This window comes from Marinococcus sp. LNSP9103-4 (genome assembly GCF_056034345.1).
This window is the reverse complement of sequence record NZ_JBQLIA010000005.1, coordinates 188253-211602: the sequence shown is the minus strand read 5'-3', so window position 1 is coordinate 211602 and position 23350 is coordinate 188253. Positions and strand designations below refer to the sequence as shown.

The following is a 23350-nucleotide window of genomic DNA, read 5'->3' as shown; positions in this document are numbered from 1 at the left end:
ACTATTGCACCCCGTTGGAAGTATTCATGAGGTATATGGAGAATGATATGGTGTCTAACTTAATTTGACGATTTAAAATATCAAATTTGTAGCCTTTATAATCATCATCGAACTGAGTATTCTCATAATTTTCAATGTCTGTATTAGCTACTATAAATGTACAAACCTCAATGCTCTTATCTATTTGAGAAGCTTTTAATTTGACCTTTTGCTCACTTTCAACAGAAGGCAATAAAGTTCTCGTTTGAGTTTTAGGACACTCAACATGAACGCAATACGCAGCTTTATTATTGTCTATTAAACGTTTTAATTCATTATCATTTAAACCATGCTTAACTGTTAACACAAATTCTTCACTAGTTACATCGTAAGAAATGTCCGTTTCATAAGAACTCCCTTGGTAATCATCAGAAAAATCGGCCAATACTGGGTATGGAAAGTGTCTTTCTTTAACTTTCATTTATAAGCACCTCTAAAGAAGCTCTAATTTTTTCATTCAATTCAATCCTAATTGTTTTCTTATCCATATCTTTAAAAGAAACAGGACCTATTTCGCTTTCATTGATCGTAAGAAGTGTCCCTGTTTCTATTTCTTCCGCTTTGTTAATATACGCTTTATAGGCTTTTGCATCTTCCCCAACGAAGTTAATTTTTATGTTACCTTTCCCGCCCGTTTCCGCAGAAATTTTAATATCGTAGATGCCATCATTTTCTCCTACTACAATAGAACGTACATTTGTTATATTCAAGGTATCACTTTTTCTATTGGCCTTTCCTGCTGAAGATTTTTTCTTCCCACCATTATTTTTGTGTTTTTTATCACCATTATTCTTTCTAGCGGCCAACTTAGCAGTTGGTTTTCTCTTATTTCTTCTTTCTGAAATTACCATATCTTTCGGAACAAATTTATTCTCGTTCTCCTCCGCTCTGTTATCTTCTAAAGGGTCTTCTTCATTTAAATGATCAGGCAAAAATTGGTTAAATCCTTTAAAGTCTATTTTATTTGTCTCTTCTGCCTTATTCATTTCTTTTACTGTCTGTCTAATAAAGTTATGCAGCTCTTGTATTACTTTCTTTGCATAGTCTTCATCTTCATGTCTGGATGGCTCCCATTTATCGTGTGTGGGAGGCTCAGTTTTTCTAAGGAGTTCGTTTAATTTGTCTCCTTCGATAATTGATACTCCTGAAAACTTAAAACCTCCTCTAAAACGATCGATATGGGTTATTTTCATGCCTGTATCCCTAACCATAGCCACCTTTTTTGCGTATTCATCATCCTTTTTTATGTATAGACGTACATCGCCTAACTCTTTAATATTTTTAACGTATTCCTTACCAAATTCTATTGCAGACAGGTATTGGTCGGCATATAAATTATTATTAGGTTTAATATATTCATTAATTAAACTCTTTAACGTAGAACTATTAATGGTTGTCTCTCCTGCTTCTACTATAAGTTTTTCTTTAAAAATAGATATAAAGAAATTCTCAATAACTGCTTTTATTATTTTTTCTTTCCAATCATTATCTGGCAAAAAAGAAGCAACATATACATCAGTACCTGTTTCTAACCTTTTAAAATTTCTAGGAATTTCATCAGGATTGGTTATAGGTTGAGTATACTCTTGAACCCCATAAAACCCGGTGCCCCTTGTTTCACGATTCCCGTAGCTATGAGAAGCTAGCCTTGAAACTCCTTGAAAACCTTCTTCCCCCTCTAAATTTAAAGTACTGTAAAACACAGTTCTTAAATTTGAACAAGCAAACGGTGCACTTTTACCAATCCCGAAAGAGCCGCCATCACTCCCTCCTTTATTACTAATCCCAACGGATTTCACAAGATTTTCCCAATCACTGCCTTCTTCATTCACGCCTCGTAATCCAGTAGTATTAAAGTCACTTACTTTAAGAAAAGTAAATTCACTTTGTTCAAGAATATCTAGTCCTTTACTAAAGAATTCTTGAGCTTGCTTAGGGGTTCTTTTATAATATAAAGAAGATTTGAACGCATCTTTTAATCCCTGTTTGTCAGGGAATTCATCTCTCTTAACAGAAAGTTTATTAAAGGATACCTTTACAGGTCTATTCTCGTCCTTAATGGCATCAGTTGAATTTTGTATGATCTCTCTTGCTAGTGATTCAATTTGGTTGCCACGAAAACTTTCAACACCTGAATCATTGAGTCCCTCCGGCTGACCTCCTTCTGCGTTTATAGGAAAATACCATTGATAATTTGACATATTTTTCCTCCAAACAAGCTATTTACAAATTAATAGTCATATTGTCTTGTCCAAATAATATCAGATTATCTATATATTTTAAATTCCAAAAATTTTGGGCATTAAAAGGCATTATTTCACTATACTTTGGCGATACAGAACAATTGTGAGGCCATATACTCGAGCATGGACCCTTTATCGATGGTTTTTTGATTGGTGTCGCAACACCTTATCTACGGATATTTTTGCCACTAAATAGAAATGATTGTTACTGTACTTGCATATAATAACAATCAGATTAAATTTTAACGTTTATATGTTTTCTACAATATTATAATAGCAGTCATTCAAAGAATTTACTTCTTCAAAATCTAACTCTTTCATATGACATATTTTATTTCTTACTTTCACTAGTTTATAAAGTTTTTTTCTTAATTCTTCAGGATAAAGATCTTTATTAAGCTTTGGGATGTACTCATGAAAATATAACTCCGCTTCATGTTCATTGATTTCAATATTTTCTTTCAAATGTCGTTCAATCAGAAATAACTTTTTATAATTCACCGCCATTATTTCTGCGTTAACTATGTGTATATTTTTCTCCACATTCAGCCCTCTTTTCTGTATTTTCAAAAGCATGATCACACTTATTCACTGATTTAACATGCTATAAACTAATTAAAAAAGCCCGCCCCTGCTTCCACAGGAACGGGCGGTCTCGGGAGCTTCCTTTTCGGAAGTCCTTTTTTATTCTTCGCTCTCGCTTTCGGTCTGCAGGGAGACGGTCCGCTGCGGAACGAAAGTGCTGATGGCGTGCTTGTAGACGAGCTGCTGCTTGCCGTCGCTGTCGAGGACGACGGTGAAGTTGTCAAAGGCTTTGATGAGGCCGCGCAGCTGAAAGCCGTTCGTCAGAAAGACGGTCACCTGAATTTTTTCCTTGCGTACCACGTTCAAAAACTGATCCTGAATGTTCACTGATTGTTTCATGCTTGAATCTCCTTCCACAGCCGGGGCTTAGTTGAATGATTTATGTATTAGCGATGCTCGCGCTCGAACTGCCGCAGAATCGAAGCAAATGCTTCGTCGGCAAACGGCCGGGAGCGATCGGTAATATCATACCAGTGGGCGTCCTCTTTGTTGCGGAACCAGGTGAGCTGGCGCTTGGCGTATCTCCTGGAATTGCGCTTCATGCGCTCGGCGACCCAGTCGGTGTCCGCGTCCCCGCGGAAATACGGGAACCATTCCTTGTAGCCGATCGCCTGGGCGGCCTGAACTTCCTCGCCGAAGCGTTCGTACAGCCAGCGCGCCTCGTGCTCGAGGCCGTCGGCCATCATGCGGTCGATCCGGCGCTCGATCCGCTCATACAAATACGGACGGTTCATTGTTAATCCTATCATGAATGAGGCGTAGGGCGAATGCTTTTTTTGCATTTTTTTGGATAAAGTTGGTCCTTCTTCCGACGTTTCAAGAATTTCGAGCGCCCGCACGACTTTGCGCACGTTGTTCGGGTGAATCGCGTCCGCCCGCTCCCGGTCGCGGCGCTCTAAATTCGCATGCAGCGCAGCGCTTCCGTACTGGCGCGCGTACAGCTCCCATTTCTCGCGCACGCCTTCCTGCTTCTTCGCATCATAAAACGAATAGTCGTGCAAAAGCGCCCGGATGTACATGCCGGTGCCGCCGACGATGATCGGAAGCTTGCCTTCCCCGTGCAGCCGCTCGATGATTGGCTCGGCCCGGGCTTTAAAGTCCGCCGCGGAATACGGCGTATCCGGCGACAGCATGTCCACGAGATGATGCGGGGCCTGGTTGCGTTCCTCCATTGTCGGCTTGGCGGTGCCGATGGTCAGGCCTTCATACACCTGCATCGAGTCCCCGCTGATGATTTCGCCGTTGTATTTATGGGCCAGTTCGATGCCAAGCCGCGTTTTGCCGACCGCCGTCGGGCCGACGACGGCGAGTACCGGTTGCTTCACGTGTATGCCTCCTTCCATCCGTACCGGACCGCGGCGCTCCGCCGTCCGGCCAGGGTTAACTGATACTGTTTAAATTGCGGGCTGTGCGCATAGTCCTTGACGACAATCCGGCGCCGTGCCACCCGCAGCGCTTCGTCGATCCAGGTATCCGTCAGCGGGTCCGTCGCCGCCACCGGGCGGAGCCGGTCGATCGCCGGGCTCGTATTCACCGCTTCAGCAAACATTGGATCCAGATAGACGACGTCCACCGAGCTTTTCGGCATGAGCCGTAGCAGCAGGAGGCTGTCGCCCTGGACCACCGTAATCCGCTGCATTGCCTCCGTAAACCATTCGGAATAGTCGCCCGGAAGCCGGATCCCTTTGCGGACGAGCGACGCCACGACCGGCTGCTTTTCGATGCCGAGCACCGTGCCGGTATTTCCCGTACCAAGGGCAAGCATGATGCTGTCGGCACCGAATCCGAGTGTCGCATCGAGTACCGTGTCGCCTTTGCGCACGTCTGCCGCCTCGAGCAGCGGGTCGCCCCCGCCGCGGTGGACGTGCAGGCCGCGCAGCCATGCCATCGACGGATGAAACGTAAGCGGCTCGGCGGCCTCTCCTAGCGGGTAATACGTGTCGCCGGCCGCAGCTACAATATAAATATCTTCGTTCGCCTCCTGCTGCCAGCGCTGGATCGAACGTTTTTCTCGCGCTTTGTAAGTCGCCCTCCATGCCCGCGCCTTTGCCCAGGCTTCCGCGCACACATCCGGGTCCGGCTTTTTGGCGGTGGTAATAATCACGGCGCTCTCTCCTTCTGTACAGCTACATGATGCGCTTGAACATTTTCTCCATGTCATAGTCAGAAAAGTGAATGATGATCGGGCGGCCGTGCGGGCATGTGTACGGGCTTTCGCACGTCCGCAGCCGGTCGACGAGCGCCTGGATCTCGTCCTTCGTCAGGTAGCGGTTCGCCTTGATCGCTGCCTTGCACGACATCAGAATGGCCGCTTCCTCTCGGAGTTCATGCACGCTGATGCGCTTGTTGTTTTTTACTTCTTCGATGCATTCGCGGATGACGCCTTCTTCGTCGCCGGCCGGGAACCAGGTAGGATGCGCATGCACCCGGAACGTCTGGCCGCCGAACGGCTCGAGGAAAATGCCGATGTTTTCAAAATCGCGCTGGCGTTCGCTGATGAGGATTTCTTCCTCTTTGGTCACTTCAAGCAGAATCGGCACGAGCAGCTGCTGCACGTCCTTGTCCACGTCGCCGATTTTCACCCGGAAGTATTCATAAAAAATACGCTCCTGCGCGGCGTGCTGGTCGATCATGTACAGCGCGTCTTCGTTTTCCGCGAGGATATACGTGCCGTGAAACTGGCCGATCGGGCGCAGCTCTGGCAGCTCCGGGCCGGCGCTTTCTTGCGCCGGGGCTTCGGGTTCCGGCTGAGGTGCCTCCTGTGCTTCGGGCCACCTGTCTACGTGTTCAAATACCGTTTCCGCTTCCGGCTCCTCGGCCGGGGCAGCATCACTGAACGACGCCTCGTGAGCAGAGGCATGGTTCCCTGGGGCGGGTGCCGGCTCGTCCGGGGCGGATGGTTCTTCCCGTCGCGGCGCTTGGGCTGGCGCAGGTTCAGAAAAGGCCAGGTTCATCTGTTCGGACGCCGGTGCTGATTTGGCCCGCTTCTGGTCGCCGGCCGGAATGAGACGCTCCTGTTGGAGGCGCTCGCGCACCGCCTGTTCGACCAGCTGCAGCAGCTCCTCCTCCTTGCTCACGCGCACGTCGAGCTTGGACGGGTGCACGTTCACATCAATCAGCCCGGGGTTCATCTCGATATGCAGCGCCGCGATCGGGTGCTTGCCGATCGGAAGCAGCGTATGGTAGCCCGACTCGATCGCTTTTGTAAGCGGGTAATGCCGGATGTAGCGGTGGTTCACAAACGTGGACATGTACTGGCGTGAAGCGCGGTACGTCTCGGGCTTCGCGATCCAGCCGCTCACCCGGTAGTCGTCCGTCTCCGCCTCGATGTACAGCATGTCGCGCGCCGTCTGGCGGCCGTAAATGGCCGCAAGCACCGGCTGCAGGCTGCCGCTGCCGTTCGTGAGAAGCAGCTGCTTGTCGTGGTGGTACAGCCGGAAGCTGACCTCCGGGTGCGCGAGCGCCTGCCGGTTCATCACGTCGGCGACATTTGCCACCTCGGTGTTCATCGTCCGCACGTATTTAAGCCGGGCCGGGGTATTAAAAAACAGGTCGCGCACCTCCACCTGCGTACCGCGACGGCTTTTGGACGAGGTGCAGGCAATGCGCCTGCCGCCCTGGTAGCGGATGAGCACTCCGGCTTCGCGCCCGTCCCCGGTTTCCATCGTCACGTTCGAGACCGCGGCAATGCTCGGGAGCGCTTCGCCCCGAAAGCCGAGCGTCTCAATCTGAAACAGATCCTTTTCCCGGGCGAGCTTGCTCGTCGCGTGGCGCTCGAAGGCAAGCTCCGCGTCCTCCTGGTCCATGCCGCGGCCGTTATCGGTCACCCGGAGAAGCGAAAGCCCGCCCTCCTCGACGTCCACCTGAATGGTTGTGGCCCCGGCGTCAATCGCGTTTTCCACTAGTTCTTTGACGACCGAGGCGGGGCGTTCGACGACTTCCCCCGCCGCGATTTTGTTGGCGAGGCCGTCCGGGAGTTTTTTTACATACGTCACCGCTTATTCCTCCTCCTCGTTCGCGTACTGCTGGAGCTGGTACAGCTTTTCGATCGCTTCGATCGGACTCATGCGGAGCACGTCGGTCCGCTTCAGCTCGCTCATGATTTCTTTCGCCCGGGCGCTGCCGTCATCAATGGAAAAGAGCGCCAGCTGCTCGGGCTCGTCCGGTTCCTTGATTGTTTCTGCAGAGGTCGGTGCGGCTTCGTCCGGCGCTGCGTACGCGGCGGCTTTCTGCTCCTCAAAGCTTTTTAGAATCGTCTCGGAGCGTTCGATCACCTGCGGCGGCAGGCCGGCGAGCTTGGCCACGTAAATGCCGTAGCTGCGGTCGGCCTTGCCCGGCTCCACCCGGTGCAGGAAAATGATTTCACCGTCCTCCTCCACTGCCCGCACGTGCACGTTCCGGAGCGCCGGCAGATGGTCCTCCATCACGGTCAGCTCGTGGTAGTGCGTGGAAAAAAGCGTCTTGGCCCCGACCTGCTCGTGAATGTATTCCATGATCGCCTGCGCGAGCGCCATCCCGTCGTACGTGGAGGTGCCGCGCCCGATTTCGTCGAGCAGAATCAGGCTGTCGGCCGAAGCGTTCAACAGCGCCTGCTGGGTTTCCTTCATTTCCACCATGAACGTGCTCTGGCCGCTCGTTAAGTCGTCGGCCGCCCCGATGCGGGTGAAAATCCGGTCAAACACGGGCAGCTCCGCCTCCTCGGCCGGTACGAAGCAGCCGATCTGGGCCATGATCGCAATCAGCGCCACCTGCCGCATGACTGTGCTTTTGCCGGCCATGTTCGGACCCGTGATCAACAGCATGCCATGCTCGTCCATGTGGGTGTCGTTTGCCACAAATTCGCCGGCGGTGAGCATCGTCTCCACGACCGGGTGGCGGCCCCCGCGGACGGCAAGCGTCTTGTCCGTGCTGAAGGCCGGCCGGACGTAGCCGAGCCGCTCGCTCACGTGGGCGAAGTTCTGCAGCACATCCATTTCACTCAAAAGATCCGCAAGCTCCTGGAGCGGACGCACGTAGCCCGCGACGCGTTCGCGCAGGTCGAGAAACAGCTCATACTCGAGCTGGACGGCGCGGTCCGCCGAGCCGAGGATCAGGTCTTCCTTTTCCTTCAGCTCCGGCGTGATGTAGCGCTCGGCGTTTGTGAGCGTCTGCTTGCGCTCGTAGCGCCCGTCCGGAATCAGATGGGTGTTGGCCCGGGTGATTTCAATATAGTAGCCGAACACCCGGTTGTAGCCGACCTTGAGCGACTTGATGCCCGTTTCGGCACGTTCCTTCTGCTCAAGCTCCGCGATCCACTGCTTGCCGTTCTGGCCCGCCTCGCGGTACTGATCGAGCTCCTCGTGAAAGCCGGAGCGGAACATGCCGCCCTCCTGGACGCCAAACGGCGGATCGTCGACGAGGCTCCGGTCGAGCAGCTCCTCAAGCTCCTGAAAGGCGGACACGTCCACGAGGCGTTCGTTGATGGCCGGATTGTTCATGCCGCCGAGCAGGTCGGCAATCGCCGGCACCGCCTGCAGCGTCCGCCGCAGCTGCACGAGCTCGCGGGCGTTAATGTTGCCGTAGACGGCTTTGCCGGCGAGCCGTTCAATGTCGTACACGTCGCGCAGGTGCTCGCGCAGGTCCTCCCGGGCAAAGAAATTGTCCGCAAACGAAGCCACCATCCCGTACCGCTCTTCGATCGCCGGGCGAGAGAGAAGCGGCTCCTCGATCCAGCGCCGCAGCTTACGGCAGCCCATCGCAGTGACGGTACGATCGAGCACGCCGAGAAGCGATCCGTCCTTCGTTTTGCCCATCATCGTCTCCGTCAGCTCCAGGTTCCGCCTCGAATGCATGTCCAGCTGCATCGTCCGGTTCGGCTGGTACACCGTAAACGGCTGCAGGTGGCCGAGTGACCGCTGCTGGGTGCGCTCCACGTAGCCGAGCAGAAGCGCCGCTCCGTTTTGGAGCGTGCCGCTGTCCAGCTCACCGGTGAGTGCTTCCCATTCCGGCTTCAGCACCGGCACCGCCCCGGTCGAAATCATGCCGCGGTACATGTCGGCCATGACCCCCTCCTGCTCCTCCGGCACGATGATTTCCTTCGGATGCGCGGTCGTCATTTCGCGCTGCCATTCGCCGACGTCATCGGAGAGAAGCGCCGCGGCCGTTTCCCCGGTCGTGAGATCTGCCTTCACAAACGCCGTTTCCGTTCCGTTCGGCACTATCGCGACGAGAAAGTTGTTTTCCGTTTCGTCAAGGGCGCGCCCTTCCATGATCGTCCCCGGGGTGATCATGCGCACCACCTCGCGCTTCACGACGCCTTTCGATTTGGCCGGGTCCTCCACCTGCTCGCAGATCGCAATTTTGTACCCTTTTTCGATCAGCGTGGCAATATACCCTTCGGCGGAGTGATACGGCACCCCGCACATCGGGATGTCATTTTCGTTCTTCTGGCCGCGTTTGGTGAGCGTGATTTCGAGCTCGCGGGCAGCAAGCTCCGCATCATCAAAGAACATTTCGTAAAAGTCGCCGAGCCGGTAAAACAAAAAGGCGTCCGGATAGGCCGCTTTTATGTCCTTATACTGTTTCATCATCGGTGTATCTGTCTCTGGCATCAAAAAGCCTCCGTTATGTTTGTTTCACTGCCTGTTTATTGTACATCGTTCCGTTCGCTTCTCCAACGGGAAGCGTTCTGCGATTTGTCCCTCATATTATATCACTGTTTAAGAAGAAACTAAATTATGGTATGTGAAATTTATAAAAGCCCGACAAGCAGAAAACCGCCTCCCGTGAAACGGAAAGCGGTTCTTTTTATGACCTGTTGTCGTCGTCTTCGTTCTCCCAGATCGAGGCAGTGATCTGGTCGCTGATCAGCTGCAGAATGTAGTTAACCTCGGTCTGGCTCTGGCGGAACTGCCCGACGATCGGAATGTTTTCAATCTCTTCGTGCAGATCGTTAATCTGCGCTTCCACCTGACGCTTCGCTTCCGTTTTTTCGTAGTGCTGGAAGTTGACCGCCTGCTTCTGCTTATCCTTGATCTCCTGGATCAGGTTCTGGATCCGCACGTTGTCGTTAATCTGCGTCTCGGCGCGGATGAAAAAGTCCACTTCCTCGGTTTCCTTCAGCCGTTCGGCGAGGCGCCCGGCTTCCTGCATCACTTCTTCTTTAGTGTAGGCCATCTGCTTACACCTCCGCGAATTCCACAACATGGCCGTCGAGCGACCACGTTTTGGCTTCGTCAATTTGGACGTAAATGACTTCGCCGATAACGTCCTTCGGCGCCCGGAAGTTCACGAGCTTGTTCGTGCGCGTCCGTCCGGAGAGCACGTCAGCGTTTTTACGGCTTTCGCCTTCGACGAGCACCTCAAGCACTCTGCCCTCGAGCTCTTTGTTGCGGCGGTTCGAAATGTCGCCCATAAGCGCGTTCAGACGGGCGAGCCGCTCTTTTTTCACGTCCATCGGCACGTTGTCCTCCATCTTCGCTGCCGGCGTATGCTCGCGCGGGGAGTAGATGTAGGTGAACGCGCTGTCGTAGTCCATCTCGCGCATGAGAGACATCGTGTCTTCAAACTGCTCCTCCGTTTCGTTCGGGAAGCCGACGATGATGTCGGTCGTAAACGACGCGTGCGGAATCGCCGTTTTGATTTTGCGGGCGAGCTCGACGTATTCCTCGCGCGTGTATTTGCGCCCCATCAGCTTGAGCATGTCGCTGTTGCCGGACTGCACCGGCAGGTGGATATGCTCGACGAGGTTGCCGCCCTGGGCGAGCACCTCAATCAGGTAGTCGTCAAAGTCGCGCGGGTGGCTCGTCGTAAACCGGATGCGCGGAATGTCGATTTTATGCAGCTCGTTCATCAGCTCGCCGAGTCCGTAGTCGAGTCCGAGGTCCTTGCCGTAGGCGTTCACGTTCTGCCCGAGCAGCGTAATTTCCTTGTAGCCCTGGCGCGCGATGTCGCGAACCTCAGCGATAATGTCCTCCGGCAGGCGGCTCCGCTCCTTGCCGCGCGTATACGGCACGATGCAGTACGTGCAGAACTTGTCGCAGCCGTACATGATGTTGACCCATGCCTGCGTGCCGCCGGCGCGTTTTTTCGGCATGTTTTCGATGACGTCGCCTTCCTTGGACCAGACTTCGATCACCATCTCCTTGCCCTGGATGGCGTCGCGGAGAAGCTCCGGCAGGCGGTGAATGTTGTGCGTGCCGAAAATCATGTCGATGTGCTGGTGCTTCTGCATGATGCGGTTCACGACGTTTTCCTCCTGCGACATACAGCCGCACACGCCGAGCATCAGCTCCGGCTTTTCACGCTTGAGCGCCTTTAAGTGGCCGATTTCGCCGAACACTTTGTTTTCCGCGTTTTCGCGGATCGCGCACGTGTTCAGAAAGATGAGGTCCGCCTCCTCGGTGTCCTTCGTTTCGGCAAAGCCCATCTCCTCGAGAATGCCGGCCATGTTTTCGGTATCATGGTAGTTCATCTGGCAGCCGTACGTGCGGATCAGGTACTTTTTGCCGTAGCCGATGCCCCGCATATCCTCAGGTATGTCAAAATCGTAGTGCACCGACGCGTCCTGCTTCGTCCGCTTGCGTCCTGCTTTATGGTCGGGCTGGTCGTTGATCACGATCGACCGGCCGCCAATTTTCATGTATTGTTTGCCGTCCTCGTTGCTTTCCACTTCGGCTTTGGAAAAATCAAAGTATTTTTCGTATGCCGGATCGACCGCCGGAGTCGTTTGTTCAGACGTATCCGTTTGCTTTTTATCAGTCACGGTGGTCTCTCCCTTCTCTATAGATACGGGCGGACGCGCCGCCCGTGATTTTTGTCGTCGCTTCATATTATAAGCCGAAAACCATTAAAACTCAAATCACCGTTCGACGCGGAGCGGACGGTAGCGGTTAATGGCCGACGCGATTTCAAACCGCCGCGGGCGCGCCATGTCCCCGGGATGCTGGTTTTTAAACGGCGAGAGCGCGTCGAGCGACTGCTTGTCGATCGTCTGCTCGATGTAGTCGAGCACCTCCGGAAGCGGCGCCGGCTGTTCGAACTGCCGGCTCGCGTGGCGGATGGCTTCGGCAATCGCATTCGTCTGGCTGCCGGTAATCAGCTGCTCGACCGCGCTCAGGTCGATCGTTTCCGCTCCGTACATGACCGTATCGCGGCCCTTGCCGCTCACCTTTTCCTTTTTACCCTTACGCGCGTCAAAGCGGTTCACTGCAATTCGGCGTCCGGTCAGAGCCCCGAATGCCTCACCGGCTTCCTTCGCCCGGTTCGTCGGGTGCTCGCCGGCAATCCGGCGTGCTTCTTCGGTCACATCATACGGCACGTACTCCTCAAGCATGATAACATAATCCGCCACGTCAAAATAATCTCCTGCTCCACCGACGACGAGAATCGTGGAAATGCCTTCATCGTCATAAAGCGCGCGCACTTTATCAATAAACGGTGTGATCGGCTCCTTGCGTTTGGCAACAAGCGCCTGCATGCGGGCGTCACGGATCATAAAGTTGGTCGCACTCGTATCTTCATCGATCAGAAGCGTCCCGGCTCCTGCCTCAAGGCCCTCCATAATATTCGCCGCCTGCGACGTGCTGCCGCTCGCATTTTCGGTCGTGAAAAACGAGGTGTCCTTGTCGGCCGGCAGGTTTGTGATAAACGGGCTGATGTTCACCCCGGTCACCGAGCGGCCGTCCTCGGCACGCACCTTCACGGCGCTCGGATCGGCGATCACAAACTCGCGGCCGTCGCCGGCGCGGTGGTTGTACACCCCGCGCTCAATCGATTCAAGCAGCGTGCTTTTGCCGTGATAGCCGCCGCCGACAATGATCGTCACACCCTTTGGCACTGCCATGCCGGTAACCGGACCGCCGTGCGGCAGCTCAATCGTCACTTCGCGCTCCTTCGGCGACTGAAACGAGATGACCTCCTTGCCGCTCATCGGGCGGTTGCTGACGCCGCTTGCGCGCGGGAGCACCGAGCCGTTGGCTACAAACGCGATACAGTCGTTGTCATCCAGATATCGGCGCACGGCCTGCTGCTGGTCAGCTAGCTCAAGCTGGGCGGTCAGCTTCTGCCTGGAGTACTGCTGCACGGCGCGCTGGACCGCCTCCGGCAGCTGTTTTGTGAGCCGCTCAATCGCTTCCTGCCCCTGGATCGTACGGCCTCTCGCCGGCAGATGGATCGACAGCCGGATTTCGAGGTGATCCTTCGACAGCTTCACGGCTGTGCGGTCGATCATTTCCTGGCCGGGGCCGTCGATGATAATGCCGGGCTTGCCCTTCTGCTTGCTCAGCTCCTGCTGCATGGCAAGGGCGAAAAAGTCGATGGCCGCCACCCGGCGCGCGTCACTTTCCTCGACCTCCGGGCCGAGCTCGAGCGCTTTGCGTGAAAGCGTCACCCGGGCACGGGAGGGACTTGCGAACGGGTCGGCCTGCACGTGGTCCATATGCAGCTTGAAATCCGAAAACTCGTGGGTCCCTTTAATATCGTTATAGGCTTTGTAGCCCTTGCGGTCGATGCGTTTTAGCGTCTGAATCAGTTGTTTCATTGGTATTCTCCTCTCATGGTCTGCCGGCATACAAAAAGACGCCGCAGGGACGTCTCCAAGTACCACCGGCCGGTGATATGTATAGAATTGCCGGCAGCGCCTGGGCGCCGCCGGATGCGGCGAAAAACGTCTATCTGGGCTCAATAATTAATTTTATCGCCGTTCGTTCTTCGCCGTCAATTTCAATATCGGTAAAAGCGGGAATGCAGACCAGATCGATGCCGCTCGGCGCCACAAACCCCCTGGCAATGGCTATCGCCTTGATGGACTGGTTGATCGCGCCGGCCCCGATCGCCTGGATTTCTGCGGCTCCTTTTTCACGAATAACTCCGGCTAAGGCACCTGCGACAGAATTTGGAGTGGATTTAGCGGATACTTTTAATACTTCCATTTCTAGTACCTCCCTGCGTAGGATCAATGGTAACGCCATTGTATTAGGCATAATTCATGAAAGAAGGGCCAGATTCCTGCTTTTTTCTAAATATTCTTTTTTATTCGAAAAATGGGTGGGATTCGTCAATGCGGATGCGTTCAATCGTCGTCGCTTTTCCGGTTTTCGGATCCGCTTTCACAGCGACTCCATTTAACTGTTCCCGCCCTTCGGCCACTTCAAACTTGGTAGGCAGATTCGTCTGAAACTTTCGTATGATCGCTTCGCGCTCCATGCCGAGAATGCCGTCGCTCGGCCCGGTCATGCCGGCGTCGCATAAAAAGGCGGTCCCGCCGTCGAGAATCCGGTCGTCGGCTGTCTGCACATGGGTATGGGTGCCGACAACAGCGCTCACCCGGCCGCTTAAAAACCAGCCCATCGCCTGCTTCTCGCTCGTCGTTTCCGCGTGAAAGTCCACGAAAATAAAGTTGGTGCGCGCGGACGCCTCCGTTACAAGCTCGTCGGCCTTCTGAAACGGGTCGTCGTTCGGATTGCCCATAAACGTCCGCCCAATCAGGTTAATGACTGCCACCTCCTGGTCGTTGATACGCAGGTATTTAATGCCTTCGCCAGGCACTCCCGCCGGGTAGTTGGCCGGACGGATCATCATTTTGGCATCGTCAATGAACTCGAAAATATCCCGGTTGTCCCACGTATGATTGCCCATCGTGATAACCTGTGCGCCTGCTTCGAGCAGCTGCTTGTAAATTTTTTCGGTAATGCCTTTGCCGTGCGCCGCGTTTTCGCCGTTCATGATTGTAACGGTCGGCTGGTACCTGCGCTTTAAGCGCGGCAGGTACTCCTCCACCATTTTCCGTCCCGGAGCGCCGACGATGTCGCCGATAAATAAAAATTTCATATAAATGTCTTCCTTTCTTCGTGCATCTAAGCATAAAAAAATAAAGCGGTGAGTGCCACCGCTTTATTTTGCATAATCTACTGCCCGGGTTTCCCGTATCACCGTTACGCGGATATGTCCCGGATAATCCAATTCACTCTCAATCCGTTTCGTGATGTCGCGTGCCAGCTGCGGTGCCAGCTGGTCGTCCACCACGTCCGGCTTCACCATGATCCGCACCTCGCGTCCGGCCTGGATGGCGAAGGTTTTCTCGACTCCTTTAAAGGATTCCGAAATCTCTTCGAGCCGTTCCAGACGGCGGATGTACGTTTCAAGCGTCTCCCTGCGTGCTCCCGGCCGGGCCGCGGACAGCGCGTCTGCAGCCGCGACGAGGGAAGCAATCACGGAGGTCGCTTCGGTATCCCCGTGGTGGGAAGCGATACTGTTGACGACGACCTCGTGCTCTTTATATTTCTTAGCGAGCTCGACGCCGATTTCCACGTGGCTTCCTTCGACTTCATGGTCGATGGCCTTCCCGAGGTCGTGAAGCAGTCCGGCGCGGCGGGCCAGCTGTTCGTCTTCCCCGAGTTCGGCAGCCATCAGCGCGGTCAAATGCGCCACTTCCATCGAGTGCTTCAGCACATTCTGGCCGTAGCTTGTCCGGAAGTGAAGGCGTCCAAGAATCTTCATAAGATCCGGATGCAGCCCGTGGATGCCCATTTCAAACGTTGCTTCTTCGCCGTATTCGCGGATGAACTCATCCACTTCCCGGCGTGCTTTTTCGACCATCTCTTCGATACGTGCCGGATGAATGCGGCCGTCCTGCACGAGGCGTTCAAGCGCAATGCGCGCCACCTCGCGGCGGATCGGATCAAAGCCGGAGAGAATGACAGCTTCCGGGGTATCATCGATAATAAGATCAATACCGGTTAACGTTTCAAGCGCCCGGATGTTGCGTCCTTCGCGGCCGATGATCCGCCCTTTCATTTCATCGTTTGGCAGGTTCACCACAGACACCGTCGTTTCGGCGACATGGTCGGCAGCGCAGCGCTGCAGGGCGAGGGATAAAATATTCTTCGCTTTTTTGTTGGCTTCTTGTTTGGCCTCTTCTGTCCGTTCTTTGATCAGAAGCGCCGTTTCGTGTTCCATCTCCTGTTCGGTCTCGCGTCGGATCAGCTCTCTGGCATCCTCCCGCGACATTCCGGAAACACGTTCAAGTTCCTCCTGTTGTTTGGCGAGAATCTCCTCCACTTTGCTGTTATTTTCCTCAACCTGTTGTTGTTTTTCGTAGAGAGATTCCTCTCTACGCTCCAAGGATTCTTCCTTTTTGTCCAACGTCTCACTTTTTCGGTCAAGGGTCTCTTCTTTCTGCATCAAGCGGTTTTCTTGTTTTTGAACTTCATTTCTTCGTTCATTCAGAGTGCTCTCTGCTTCTGCCCGAATTTGATGTGCTTCGTCTTTAGCTTCCAACCGCGATTCTTTTAAGATTGTCTCTGCCTGCCGCTCAGCTTCTTTCACAATCTGGCCGGCTTCGTGCTCGGCGCTTTTGAATTTCGCTTCGGCAATCGCTTTTCGGACAAAATATCCAATCAAACCAACTATCAATGCACCGATAACAAGCAAAATGGAGATGATTGCAGTGTTCATACATGTCACCTCCTCTTGCTATCTGATTGTTCACTTTCGGTTGTTGCGAAAGTTGCATTGATGATTCTTTTTCGTGTCCGCATTGTTCTGCTTGCGAATTAATACGCTCATCGAAGTGCGGAACAAAACAAACGTTCCACTTCTTTATTGTATCTTTACCGCATGGCGCTGTCAAGAAAGCTCACTGGCAGGAATCCCTGTTTTTATAGGGATTGACACCGTTTTCTTCCCGCCTGTCCTCCTGCTTTCTCTGCCCGCCCGGCAGGAGTTTCGTGCGCTGCTGCTTCCCCCGGACCTTTTTCCGCATGAAAAAAGGCGCCGGAATTCCGGCACCCTGACGTTGATTTAACGGTTCGTATCTGCTGTTTCTTCCTCTTCAGCAAGCAGTCCGGATTCCGCCGGAGCTTCCGGTTCTTCTTCCGGCTCTTCCGGTTCGGACTGGATGTCGTCGAGCTTGTAATGGTCGCGGATTTTCCGTTCAATCGCCGCGGCCGTTGCTTCATTTTCCTTCAGGAACTGCTTCGAGTTTTCCCGTCCCTGTCCGAGACGTTCGCCTTCGTAGGAGTACCATGCGCCGCTTTTAAGCACGATGTCGAGCTCAGCACCGATATCGAGAATGGAACCTTCGCGCGAAATGCCTTCGCCGTACATAATATCCACTTCCGCCTGACGGAACGGCGGTGCTACTTTGTTTTTCACCACTTTGATTCTCGTTTTGTTACCGACCATTTCGTTGCCCTGCTTGAGCGTTTCTGCCCGGCGCACTTCAAGACGCACCGAGGAGTAGAATTTCAGCGCACGGCCGCCGGGAGTTGTTTCCGGGCTGCCAAACATGACGCCGACCTTCTCACGGATCTGGTTGATAAACATGGCAATCGAGTTCGATTTGCTGATCGCCCCGGACAGCTTCCGCAGCGCCTGGGACATCAGACGTGCCTGCAGGCCGACGTGGCTGTCGCCCATTTCGCCTTCAATCTCTGCTTTCGGCACGAGCGCAGCTACAGAATCAATGACGAGAATGTCGATTGCGCCGCTTCGTACAAGCGCTTCGGCAATTTCAAGTGCCTGTTCGCCCGTGTCCGGCTGGGAAAGAATCAGATCATCAATGTTAACGCCAAGAGCCCGTGCGTAGCTTGGATCCAGGGCGTGCTCCGCGTCGATAAAGGCTGCTGTGCCCCCGTCGCGCTGGGCCGCAGCAATGGCGTGCAGAGCCACTGTCGTTTTACCGGAGGATTCCGGACCGTAAATTTCCACGACACGTCCGCGCGGATAGCCGCCGACCCCGAGGGCAATATCTACGGCCAGGGCGCCGGTGGAAATGGTGGAAATGCGGCGGTCGGTCTGATCGCCGAGCTTCATGATCGATCCTTTGCCAAACTGTTTTTCGATGCGGCTCAGTGCTTGATCCAATGCGGCTTTTCTTTCGTTCATCTTATCTCTCCTTCAAGGATATATACTATTAAACAGATACTCTCTTCCCCACGAAGAACGTATCCATACATGCCTGCTGTTGTTCAGGAAGCGTTCCCGCTGTTTTCCTGCTTTCTACATTATATCTTTTTTTGTCCGGTTTGCCAACAGATATGCGAACATTTATTCGTGTTTTTTCTTTTGCCCGAAACGCCCTGCCGCTGCCAGGCTGACGGTAAAAAAACTCTTCAGCGGCGGCTGCCGCTGAAGAGCGAACGGATTACTGGGACTGGCGCTGCGTGTTCCGGTTCGGACGGGCCGGACGCGGTTTCGCCGGCTCGAGGTTCACGCGCGTACCGTTAATGCGCGCGTGCCGGAGAGCTTCATACACAAACGGCGCGCTGTCCTGTGGTACTTCCACAAAGGTAAATTTATCAAAAATATCAATCTTGCCGATCGACTTGCCGGGAATACCGACAGCGTTCGAAATTTCTTCAATTAGTATTTTCGGCGTCATGTTCACGTTGCGGCCGACATTGATAAAGAATCTTGTCATGCCGCGGGCGCCGCCGGTTTCACCAAAGCCGCTGCTTTCTTCGGATTCGCTGACGGTGGAGGCAAAGTTCAGCTTCATCAGCGAGCGGACCACGTCCTTCGGATCATACTCATTAAGAAGCTCGTCCGTAATCTCATTAAAGAGGCTGAGCTCCGACTCCTCCTCCATCTGCGAGGCGATCTGGCGCTTCCATGCTTCCTGCTGCTTTTCCACCACTTCTTCGATGGTCGGCACCCGGTGCGATGGAATATACATTTTGATTTCTGACTCGATCGAACGCAGATGCTTCATTTCGCGAGGGGTCACAAGCGTCAGTGCTTCTCCCTTGCGTCCGGCTCTGCCTGTGCGGCCGATGCGGTGCACGTAGCTTTCCGGGTCCTGCGGAATGTCGTAGTTGATCACGTGCGTTACATTCTGAACGTCAATGCCGCGGGCGGCGACATCCGTGGCGACGAGAAATTCGATCGCCCCATTGCGGAATTTGTTCATAACAGCGTCGCGGTGCTGCTGGGTCAGATCCCCGTGCAGCCCGTCTGCGAGGTAGCCCCGGGCCTGCAGAATTTCTGTCAAGTCAGCCACACCTTTTTTCGTCCGGCAGAAAATAATGCCAAGATCCGGGTCGCGCGCATCGAGAATCCGGCAGAGCGAATCCTGCTTGTTGCGCTCGAGCACCTTAAAGTACGACTGCTCGATGTTTGGTGCCGTCACTTCACTTTTGTTGATGGAAACCGTCACCGGATCCACCATGTATTTTTTCGACAGCTTGCGGATCGCCGGCGGCATTGTCGCCGAGAACAGCAGCGTCTGCCGGTCGACGTTCACCTGTTTTAAAATCGCTTCAATGTCTTCCACAAAGCCCATGTCGAGCATTTCGTCCGCTTCGTCGAGCACGACAGTATTAACTTTGTCGAGCTGCAGCGTTTTGCGGCGAAGATGATCCTGCACCCGGCCCGGCGTACCGATGACAATCTGCACGCCCTGCTTGAGCGCTTTAATCTGATGGCCGATCGACTGGCCGCCGTAAATTGGCAGCGAACGGATGTTTAAATGCTTGGAGAGCTTCTGGATTTCCGACGATACCTGAATGGCCAGCTCGCGGGTCGGGGTAATGATAATTGACTGCACGTGCGGCTCCTCGGTCACTTTATTTAAAATCGGAATGCCAAACGCCGCCGTTTTACCGGTACCGGTCTGCGCCTGTCCGATCAGATCCTTCTGCTCGAGGGCATCGGGAATCGCTTTTTCCTGTACCGGGGACGGTTCCTCAAAGCCCATCTCCCGTACAGCCTGCTTAATTTCGTCCTTCATTTGAAAATCATTGAATGTTGTCATTTTCTACCACCTTTTCTTTCCATAACAATCGGCACCCTTCATATAAAGCCATAAAGCGGACACGATCCCTGGTGCCGGCGATGTGAATTTGTTTTGAGATCGTTCCCTGCGGTCCGGAAATTCCTATCCAGACTAGTCCGGGCTCCTTCCCTTCATCAAGGTCCGGCCCGGCGACACCGGTAAATGAAATACCGACGTCGGTGTTGAATTTTTTCTTCACTTTTTCGGCCATTGCTTCTGCGCAGGCTGCGCTCACGGCGCCCTCTTCGTCGAGCAGCGGCCGGTCAATGCCGAGAATGTGCTGCTTGGCTGCTTTGGAATACGTCGTGACCGAGCCCTGAAATACGCTCGAGGCGCCTGGGATGTCCACGATGGATTTCGCAAACCAGCCGCCGGTCAGGCTTTCTGCCGAAGCGATCGTCTGGGATCGCCCTTTCAGCACCTCGACCGTATGGTTAAAGACCGAATCGTCATCATAGCCGTAAAAATGCTCCCCGACACGTCCAAGCACCTGCTTCTCAATGCCGTCAATCATCTGCACGGCTTCGTTTTCCGTCGCGGCAGCCGCGGTCAGCCGGAGCGTAACTTCGCCGTCGCCAGCCAGAGGGGCGATCGTCGGATTCGTCTGGGCTTCGATCAAATCCTGCAGCTCCTCCTCGAGCGAGGATTCCCCGATGCCGTAAAAACGGAGCACCCGGGACGAAACGAGCCTGCCGCTCCCGGCAAGCGCCGCCACGTAAGGCTCAACGTCATACTTGTACATGGATTTCATTTCCCGGGGCGGCCCGGGGATTAAAACGTAATGCGTGCCGTTTTCTTCGACCGCCATCCCGCAGGCCATTCCGTTCTGGTTAAAAAACACCGTGCTGTTCTCCGCGTAGTGTGCCTGGCGCATATTGGACGCAGGCATCTCCCGGCCCGTCCGGTCGTAATAGTCCCTGATCTTTTGCGCTGATGCTTCGTGCACGAGCAGCTTCCGGCCGGTAAAGCCGGCCACCACGTCTTTCGTAATGTCGTCCTGCGTCGGTCCGAGACCACCCGTCAGGATGACGATATCCGCCCGTTCGGAGGCTTCCCCGATGGCTTCATGCATCCGGGCTTCATTGTCCCCGACCACCGTATGGCGGAAAACATTCACCCCGAGGGAAGCTAATTCCTTCGATAAATACTGGCCGTTCGTGTTGGCAATTTGGCCCAACAGAAGCTCTGTTCCTACTGCAATAATTTCAGCGTTCATTACACGTTCCTCCGATACAGCTTACATCGTCTTCATAATCACGGCGCGGTTTTTCCAGAAATAATCAACGCCGGATATGATGGTTAGAATAACAGCAATCCACATGAGGACGTCACCCGCCGGGAAGCCGACATAGGAAAATGGAAAGTGATGAAGCAAGAGCACCACGATAGCAACCATTTGGAATGTGGTTTTCCATTTTCCGAGTCCGCTTGCTGCGATAACATTTCCTTCCCCGGCAGCCACCAGCCGAACGCCGGTAACCGCAAATTCGCGGCTTAAAATAATAATGGCCATCCAGGACGCAAGCATGGAAATGTCAATCAGCACAAGCAGTGCCGCCGTAACGAGCAGCTTGTCCGCGAGAGGGTCCAGAAATTTGCCAAACGAGGTCACCAGGCTGTACTTTCTTGCAATATAGCCGTCGAGCCAGTCGGAGCCGGCCGCGATCGCAAAGATGACCGCCCCGATGAAGTGATGCACCGGCAGATCGGCATTTCCTACCGGCCAGGTGCCAAACGGAAAAGGCACCAGTACGGCGATCACAAATAACGGAATCATCAACACACGGGCAATTGTAATTTTATTAGGTAAGTTCATGGGCGTCCTCCTACTTGCAAATCGTGCTGTTCCGTCCACATTCCAGTCTTTCATATTGTATCACATATCTTTTTTTCTCATGGAACAAAACGCACAATTTGTTTATGGCAAAGCAAAGCCTTCGTTCTGAACATTTCAGAAGCGAAGGCCGGATTTATTCTTCTGGCACTGTCGTAAACGTAATAACCTGGTGGGTGCCATCTGAAGGATAGGAAAAGTCCCGGCCGTTGACAGTCAGCTCCATGTTGTTCGTGTTGCCGACGTTGACGGTGATTTCTTCTGCCTCGTACGTTTCTTCAAGCTCATCTCCCTCGGCCTGCTCTGCAAACATATCGAGCATCTCGCCGTCTGCATCCGTTATATCCACATAGGAGTTGCCGCTGAAGCTCATCGTAAGCTCAAACGCTTCCGCCCCGATCACGTCATACGACGAATTGTCTCCGTCCGAGGAGGTCTCCTCCAGCTGCACATCGGTGTCCTGGCTTTCCTCTTCTTCAGCATTTTCGTCTTCTCCCCCGCCGGAGCCCCCGTTGTTTTCCGGAGTCCTTTCTGCACTCTCCTCTGCAGCTCCGCTGTCTTCTTCCGGAGACCCGGACTCAAACTGGACGCCGGTCCCTTCGTTGCTCTGCTGCTGGGTCTCTGTATCGCTGCTTACATTCTGGAATAACACCCAGATCCCTGCCCCGATGATAAGAAGAAAAATAAGCGCAAAAATAGAGAGCAGGAAGGATGTTTTTTTCTGTTTCTGCTGCGGCCGCTTCTGCTGGCTTCTGCTTCGCGTCTGCTGTCTTGACGCCCGCGACGGCATCTCTGTCGGCTGCTGCTTTGGCGCCGGGAGTTCATGGCCATACTGTTGGAAAACCTCCTCGGCGTTCAGGCCGAGCGCTTCGGCGTAGCTGCGGATGAACGCCCGGGCATAAAAAGCCCCCGGCAGCGCCCCGTAATCACCGGTTTCAATCGCCTGCAAATACCTTCGCTGGATTTTCGTGCGCTGCTGCATCAGCTCGAGGCTTGCTCCCTGGCGCTCGCGTTCACCGCGAAGGTACGGTCCTAACTCTGCCATAACGGCTCACCTGCCTCTTTCACGTTAACTAATATCAAACGACGAAAAGCCGGAATCCACTGTATCGTACGAGATCACCTGGCTTTCATCATTTCTGAGCTCAATCATGCAGTCAAAATCATCCGCCGTATACGACGTTTCACGGATGAAGATATCCGGATGCTCCACGACTTTGACTGCGGGCAGCCGCATGATCTCCTCTACCAGGTCGCGATGTTTCCGCGCCGCACGCATCGTGGTGACAATCCCGTCGATAATAAACACGTGGCTGTTTGTTCGTTCGTCGTCGCCGAGCTGGGTGCGCATCGTCTGGCGCAGAAGCGTCGATGACACAAACGTCCAGCGTTTATTGGCACATACGCTCGCGGCTACCAACGATTCAGTCTTTCCGACCCGTGGCATCCCCCGGATACCGACAAGATAATGACGATCCTTTTTGAACAGCTCGGCCATAAAATCGACGAGGAGTCCGAGATCCGGACGAACGAAACGGAACGTTTTCCGGTCATCGGCATCGCGCTCAATGTAGCGCCCGTGCCTGACAGCGAGCCGTTCGCGGAGCCCCGGCTGTTTGACCTTACGCACGGAAATGATTTGAATCGTATCAAGGATGGCGCGAAGCCGCTGGATGCGGTCAAAGCTGTCGCAGCGCAGAAGCAGCCCCCGGCGGTTGCCCTCCACCCCGTTGATGGTCACGATATTGATTGCAAGCATACCGAGCAGCGAAGAAATATCCCCGAGCAGGCCGGGGCGGTTTTGATGAATTTCGTATTCCACGTACCATTCGTTGCCAGCCATCAGACGTCCCCCTTCTTTGTCTCTACTGCTTTTATTGTACGTCATTTTTTCCC

Annotated in this window: 20 protein-coding genes; all 20 read right to left on the bottom strand. The window is 53.8% G+C overall.

Annotated elements, in window-relative coordinates:
• Position 1: 1 nt before the first annotated feature.
• Positions 2 to 460: a hypothetical protein gene (locus ACTRXG_RS05915; RefSeq protein WP_474284297.1), complete on the bottom strand. Its 459-nt coding sequence runs from the start codon at positions 458 to 460 to the stop codon at positions 2 to 4.
• Positions 450 to 2240 carry a hypothetical protein gene (locus ACTRXG_RS05910; RefSeq protein WP_474284296.1) on the bottom strand — a complete coding sequence of 597 codons (1791 nt, stop codon included), beginning with the start codon at positions 2238 to 2240 and terminating at the stop codon, positions 450 to 452. Before ACTRXG_RS05910 ends, ACTRXG_RS05915 begins: the two co-directional genes overlap by 11 nt.
• Positions 2241 to 2531: 291 nt before the next feature.
• Positions 2532 to 2825 carry a hypothetical protein gene (locus ACTRXG_RS05905; protein WP_474284295.1) on the bottom strand — a complete coding sequence of 98 codons (294 nt, stop codon included), beginning with the start codon at positions 2823 to 2825 and terminating at the stop codon, positions 2532 to 2534.
• A gap of 141 nt (positions 2826 to 2966) precedes the next feature.
• The gene (hfq, locus tag ACTRXG_RS05900; RefSeq protein WP_022792841.1) at positions 2967 to 3206 is read right to left on the bottom strand and encodes an RNA chaperone Hfq; all 240 of its coding nucleotides are present in this window, start codon (positions 3204 to 3206) and stop codon (positions 2967 to 2969) included.
• Between the two features lie 47 nt (positions 3207 to 3253).
• Positions 3254 to 4192, bottom strand: coding sequence for a tRNA (adenosine(37)-N6)-dimethylallyltransferase MiaA (gene miaA / locus ACTRXG_RS05895; protein WP_474284294.1), 939 nt, complete (start codon positions 4190 to 4192; stop codon positions 3254 to 3256).
• Positions 4189 to 4971 (bottom strand): class I SAM-dependent methyltransferase, encoded by a 783-nt coding sequence (locus tag ACTRXG_RS05890; protein WP_474284293.1) that lies wholly within the window; start codon positions 4969 to 4971, stop codon positions 4189 to 4191. The genes miaA and ACTRXG_RS05890 overlap by 4 nt, the downstream gene beginning before the upstream one ends.
• Positions 4972 to 4993: 22 nt before the next feature.
• Positions 4994 to 6862: a DNA mismatch repair endonuclease MutL gene (gene mutL, locus ACTRXG_RS05885; protein WP_474284292.1), complete on the bottom strand. Its 1869-nt coding sequence runs from the start codon at positions 6860 to 6862 to the stop codon at positions 4994 to 4996.
• A 3-nt stretch (positions 6863 to 6865) separates the two neighbouring features.
• A complete protein-coding gene (mutS, locus tag ACTRXG_RS05880) occupies positions 6866 to 9457 on the bottom strand; it encodes a DNA mismatch repair protein MutS (protein WP_474284291.1) in 2592 nt (863 codons plus the stop codon).
• Between the two features lie 196 nt (positions 9458 to 9653).
• The gene (locus ACTRXG_RS05875) at positions 9654 to 10022 is read right to left on the bottom strand and encodes a YlbF/YmcA family competence regulator (RefSeq protein WP_474280456.1); all 369 of its coding nucleotides are present in this window, start codon (positions 10020 to 10022) and stop codon (positions 9654 to 9656) included.
• Between the two features lie 4 nt (positions 10023 to 10026).
• Positions 10027 to 11610, bottom strand: coding sequence for a tRNA (N6-isopentenyl adenosine(37)-C2)-methylthiotransferase MiaB (gene miaB, locus ACTRXG_RS05870; protein WP_474277436.1), 1584 nt, complete (start codon positions 11608 to 11610; stop codon positions 10027 to 10029).
• A 96-nt stretch (positions 11611 to 11706) separates the two neighbouring features.
• Positions 11707 to 13386, bottom strand: coding sequence for an ABC-ATPase domain-containing protein (locus ACTRXG_RS05865; RefSeq protein ID WP_474284290.1), 1680 nt, complete (start codon positions 13384 to 13386; stop codon positions 11707 to 11709).
• A 130-nt stretch (positions 13387 to 13516) separates the two neighbouring features.
• Positions 13517 to 13777 carry a stage V sporulation protein S gene (locus tag ACTRXG_RS05860; protein ID WP_022792833.1) on the bottom strand — a complete coding sequence of 87 codons (261 nt, stop codon included), beginning with the start codon at positions 13775 to 13777 and terminating at the stop codon, positions 13517 to 13519.
• A gap of 100 nt (positions 13778 to 13877) precedes the next feature.
• Positions 13878 to 14675 carry a TIGR00282 family metallophosphoesterase gene (locus ACTRXG_RS05855; protein WP_474284289.1) on the bottom strand — a complete coding sequence of 266 codons (798 nt, stop codon included), beginning with the start codon at positions 14673 to 14675 and terminating at the stop codon, positions 13878 to 13880.
• A gap of 63 nt (positions 14676 to 14738) precedes the next feature.
• Positions 14739 to 16301, bottom strand: coding sequence for a ribonuclease Y (gene rny / locus ACTRXG_RS05850; RefSeq protein WP_474260584.1), 1563 nt, complete (start codon positions 16299 to 16301; stop codon positions 14739 to 14741).
• A 345-nt stretch (positions 16302 to 16646) separates the two neighbouring features.
• The gene (gene recA / locus ACTRXG_RS05845) at positions 16647 to 17732 is read right to left on the bottom strand and encodes a recombinase RecA (protein WP_298784446.1); all 1086 of its coding nucleotides are present in this window, start codon (positions 17730 to 17732) and stop codon (positions 16647 to 16649) included.
• A gap of 259 nt (positions 17733 to 17991) precedes the next feature.
• Complete coding sequence (locus ACTRXG_RS05840; protein WP_474284288.1) at positions 17992 to 19599, bottom strand: DEAD/DEAH box helicase; 1608 nt, start codon at positions 19597 to 19599, stop codon at positions 17992 to 17994.
• Positions 19583 to 20836, bottom strand: coding sequence for a competence/damage-inducible protein A (locus ACTRXG_RS05835; protein WP_474284287.1), 1254 nt, complete (start codon positions 20834 to 20836; stop codon positions 19583 to 19585). Before ACTRXG_RS05835 ends, ACTRXG_RS05840 begins: the two co-directional genes overlap by 17 nt.
• 21 nt (positions 20837 to 20857) lie before the next feature.
• Positions 20858 to 21436, bottom strand: coding sequence for a CDP-diacylglycerol--glycerol-3-phosphate 3-phosphatidyltransferase (gene pgsA / locus ACTRXG_RS05830; RefSeq protein ID WP_474260578.1), 579 nt, complete (start codon positions 21434 to 21436; stop codon positions 20858 to 20860).
• Positions 21437 to 21590: 154 nt separating this feature from the next.
• The gene (locus ACTRXG_RS05825) at positions 21591 to 22499 is read right to left on the bottom strand and encodes a RodZ domain-containing protein (protein ID WP_474284286.1); all 909 of its coding nucleotides are present in this window, start codon (positions 22497 to 22499) and stop codon (positions 21591 to 21593) included.
• Positions 22500 to 22523: 24 nt separating this feature from the next.
• Complete coding sequence (locus tag ACTRXG_RS05820) at positions 22524 to 23297, bottom strand: DUF3388 domain-containing protein (protein WP_322524716.1); 774 nt, start codon at positions 23295 to 23297, stop codon at positions 22524 to 22526.
• Between the last annotated feature and the right edge of the window lie 53 nt (positions 23298 to 23350).

Excerpts from the sequence above, each read along its gene's own strand:
- recA (WP_298784446.1), bottom strand. The coding sequence starts at position 17,732 with ATGAACGAAAGAAAAGCCGCATTGGATCAAGCACTGAGCCGCATCGAA.
- ACTRXG_RS05910 (WP_474284296.1), bottom strand. The coding sequence starts at position 2,240 with ATGTCAAATTATCAATGGTATTTTCCTATAAACGCAGAAGGAGGTCAG.
- pgsA (WP_474260578.1), bottom strand. The coding sequence starts at position 21,436 with ATGAACTTACCTAATAAAATTACAATTGCCCGTGTGTTGATGATTCCG.
- ACTRXG_RS05915 (WP_474284297.1), bottom strand. The coding sequence starts at position 460 with ATGAAAGTTAAAGAAAGACACTTTCCATACCCAGTATTGGCCGATTTT.
- ACTRXG_RS05865 (WP_474284290.1), bottom strand. The coding sequence starts at position 13,386 with ATGAAACAACTGATTCAGACGCTAAAACGCATCGACCGCAAGGGCTAC.
- ACTRXG_RS05825 (WP_474284286.1), bottom strand. The coding sequence starts at position 22,499 with ATGGCAGAGTTAGGACCGTACCTTCGCGGTGAACGCGAGCGCCAGGGA.
- ACTRXG_RS05835 (WP_474284287.1), bottom strand. The coding sequence starts at position 20,836 with ATGAACGCTGAAATTATTGCAGTAGGAACAGAGCTTCTGTTGGGCCAA.
- ACTRXG_RS05820 (WP_322524716.1), bottom strand. The coding sequence starts at position 23,297 with ATGGCTGGCAACGAATGGTACGTGGAATACGAAATTCATCAAAACCGC.
- ACTRXG_RS05875 (WP_474280456.1), bottom strand. The coding sequence starts at position 10,022 with ATGGCCTACACTAAAGAAGAAGTGATGCAGGAAGCCGGGCGCCTCGCC.
- mutS (WP_474284291.1), bottom strand. The coding sequence starts at position 9,457 with ATGCCAGAGACAGATACACCGATGATGAAACAGTATAAGGACATAAAA.
- ACTRXG_RS05860 (WP_022792833.1), bottom strand. The coding sequence starts at position 13,777 with ATGGAAGTATTAAAAGTATCCGCTAAATCCACTCCAAATTCTGTCGCA.
- rny (WP_474260584.1), bottom strand. The coding sequence starts at position 16,301 with ATGAACACTGCAATCATCTCCATTTTGCTTGTTATCGGTGCATTGATA.
- ACTRXG_RS05855 (WP_474284289.1), bottom strand. The coding sequence starts at position 14,675 with ATGAAATTTTTATTTATCGGCGACATCGTCGGCGCTCCGGGACGGAAA.
- hfq (WP_022792841.1), bottom strand. The coding sequence starts at position 3,206 with ATGAAACAATCAGTGAACATTCAGGATCAGTTTTTGAACGTGGTACGC.
- ACTRXG_RS05840 (WP_474284288.1), bottom strand. The coding sequence starts at position 19,599 with ATGACAACATTCAATGATTTTCAAATGAAGGACGAAATTAAGCAGGCT.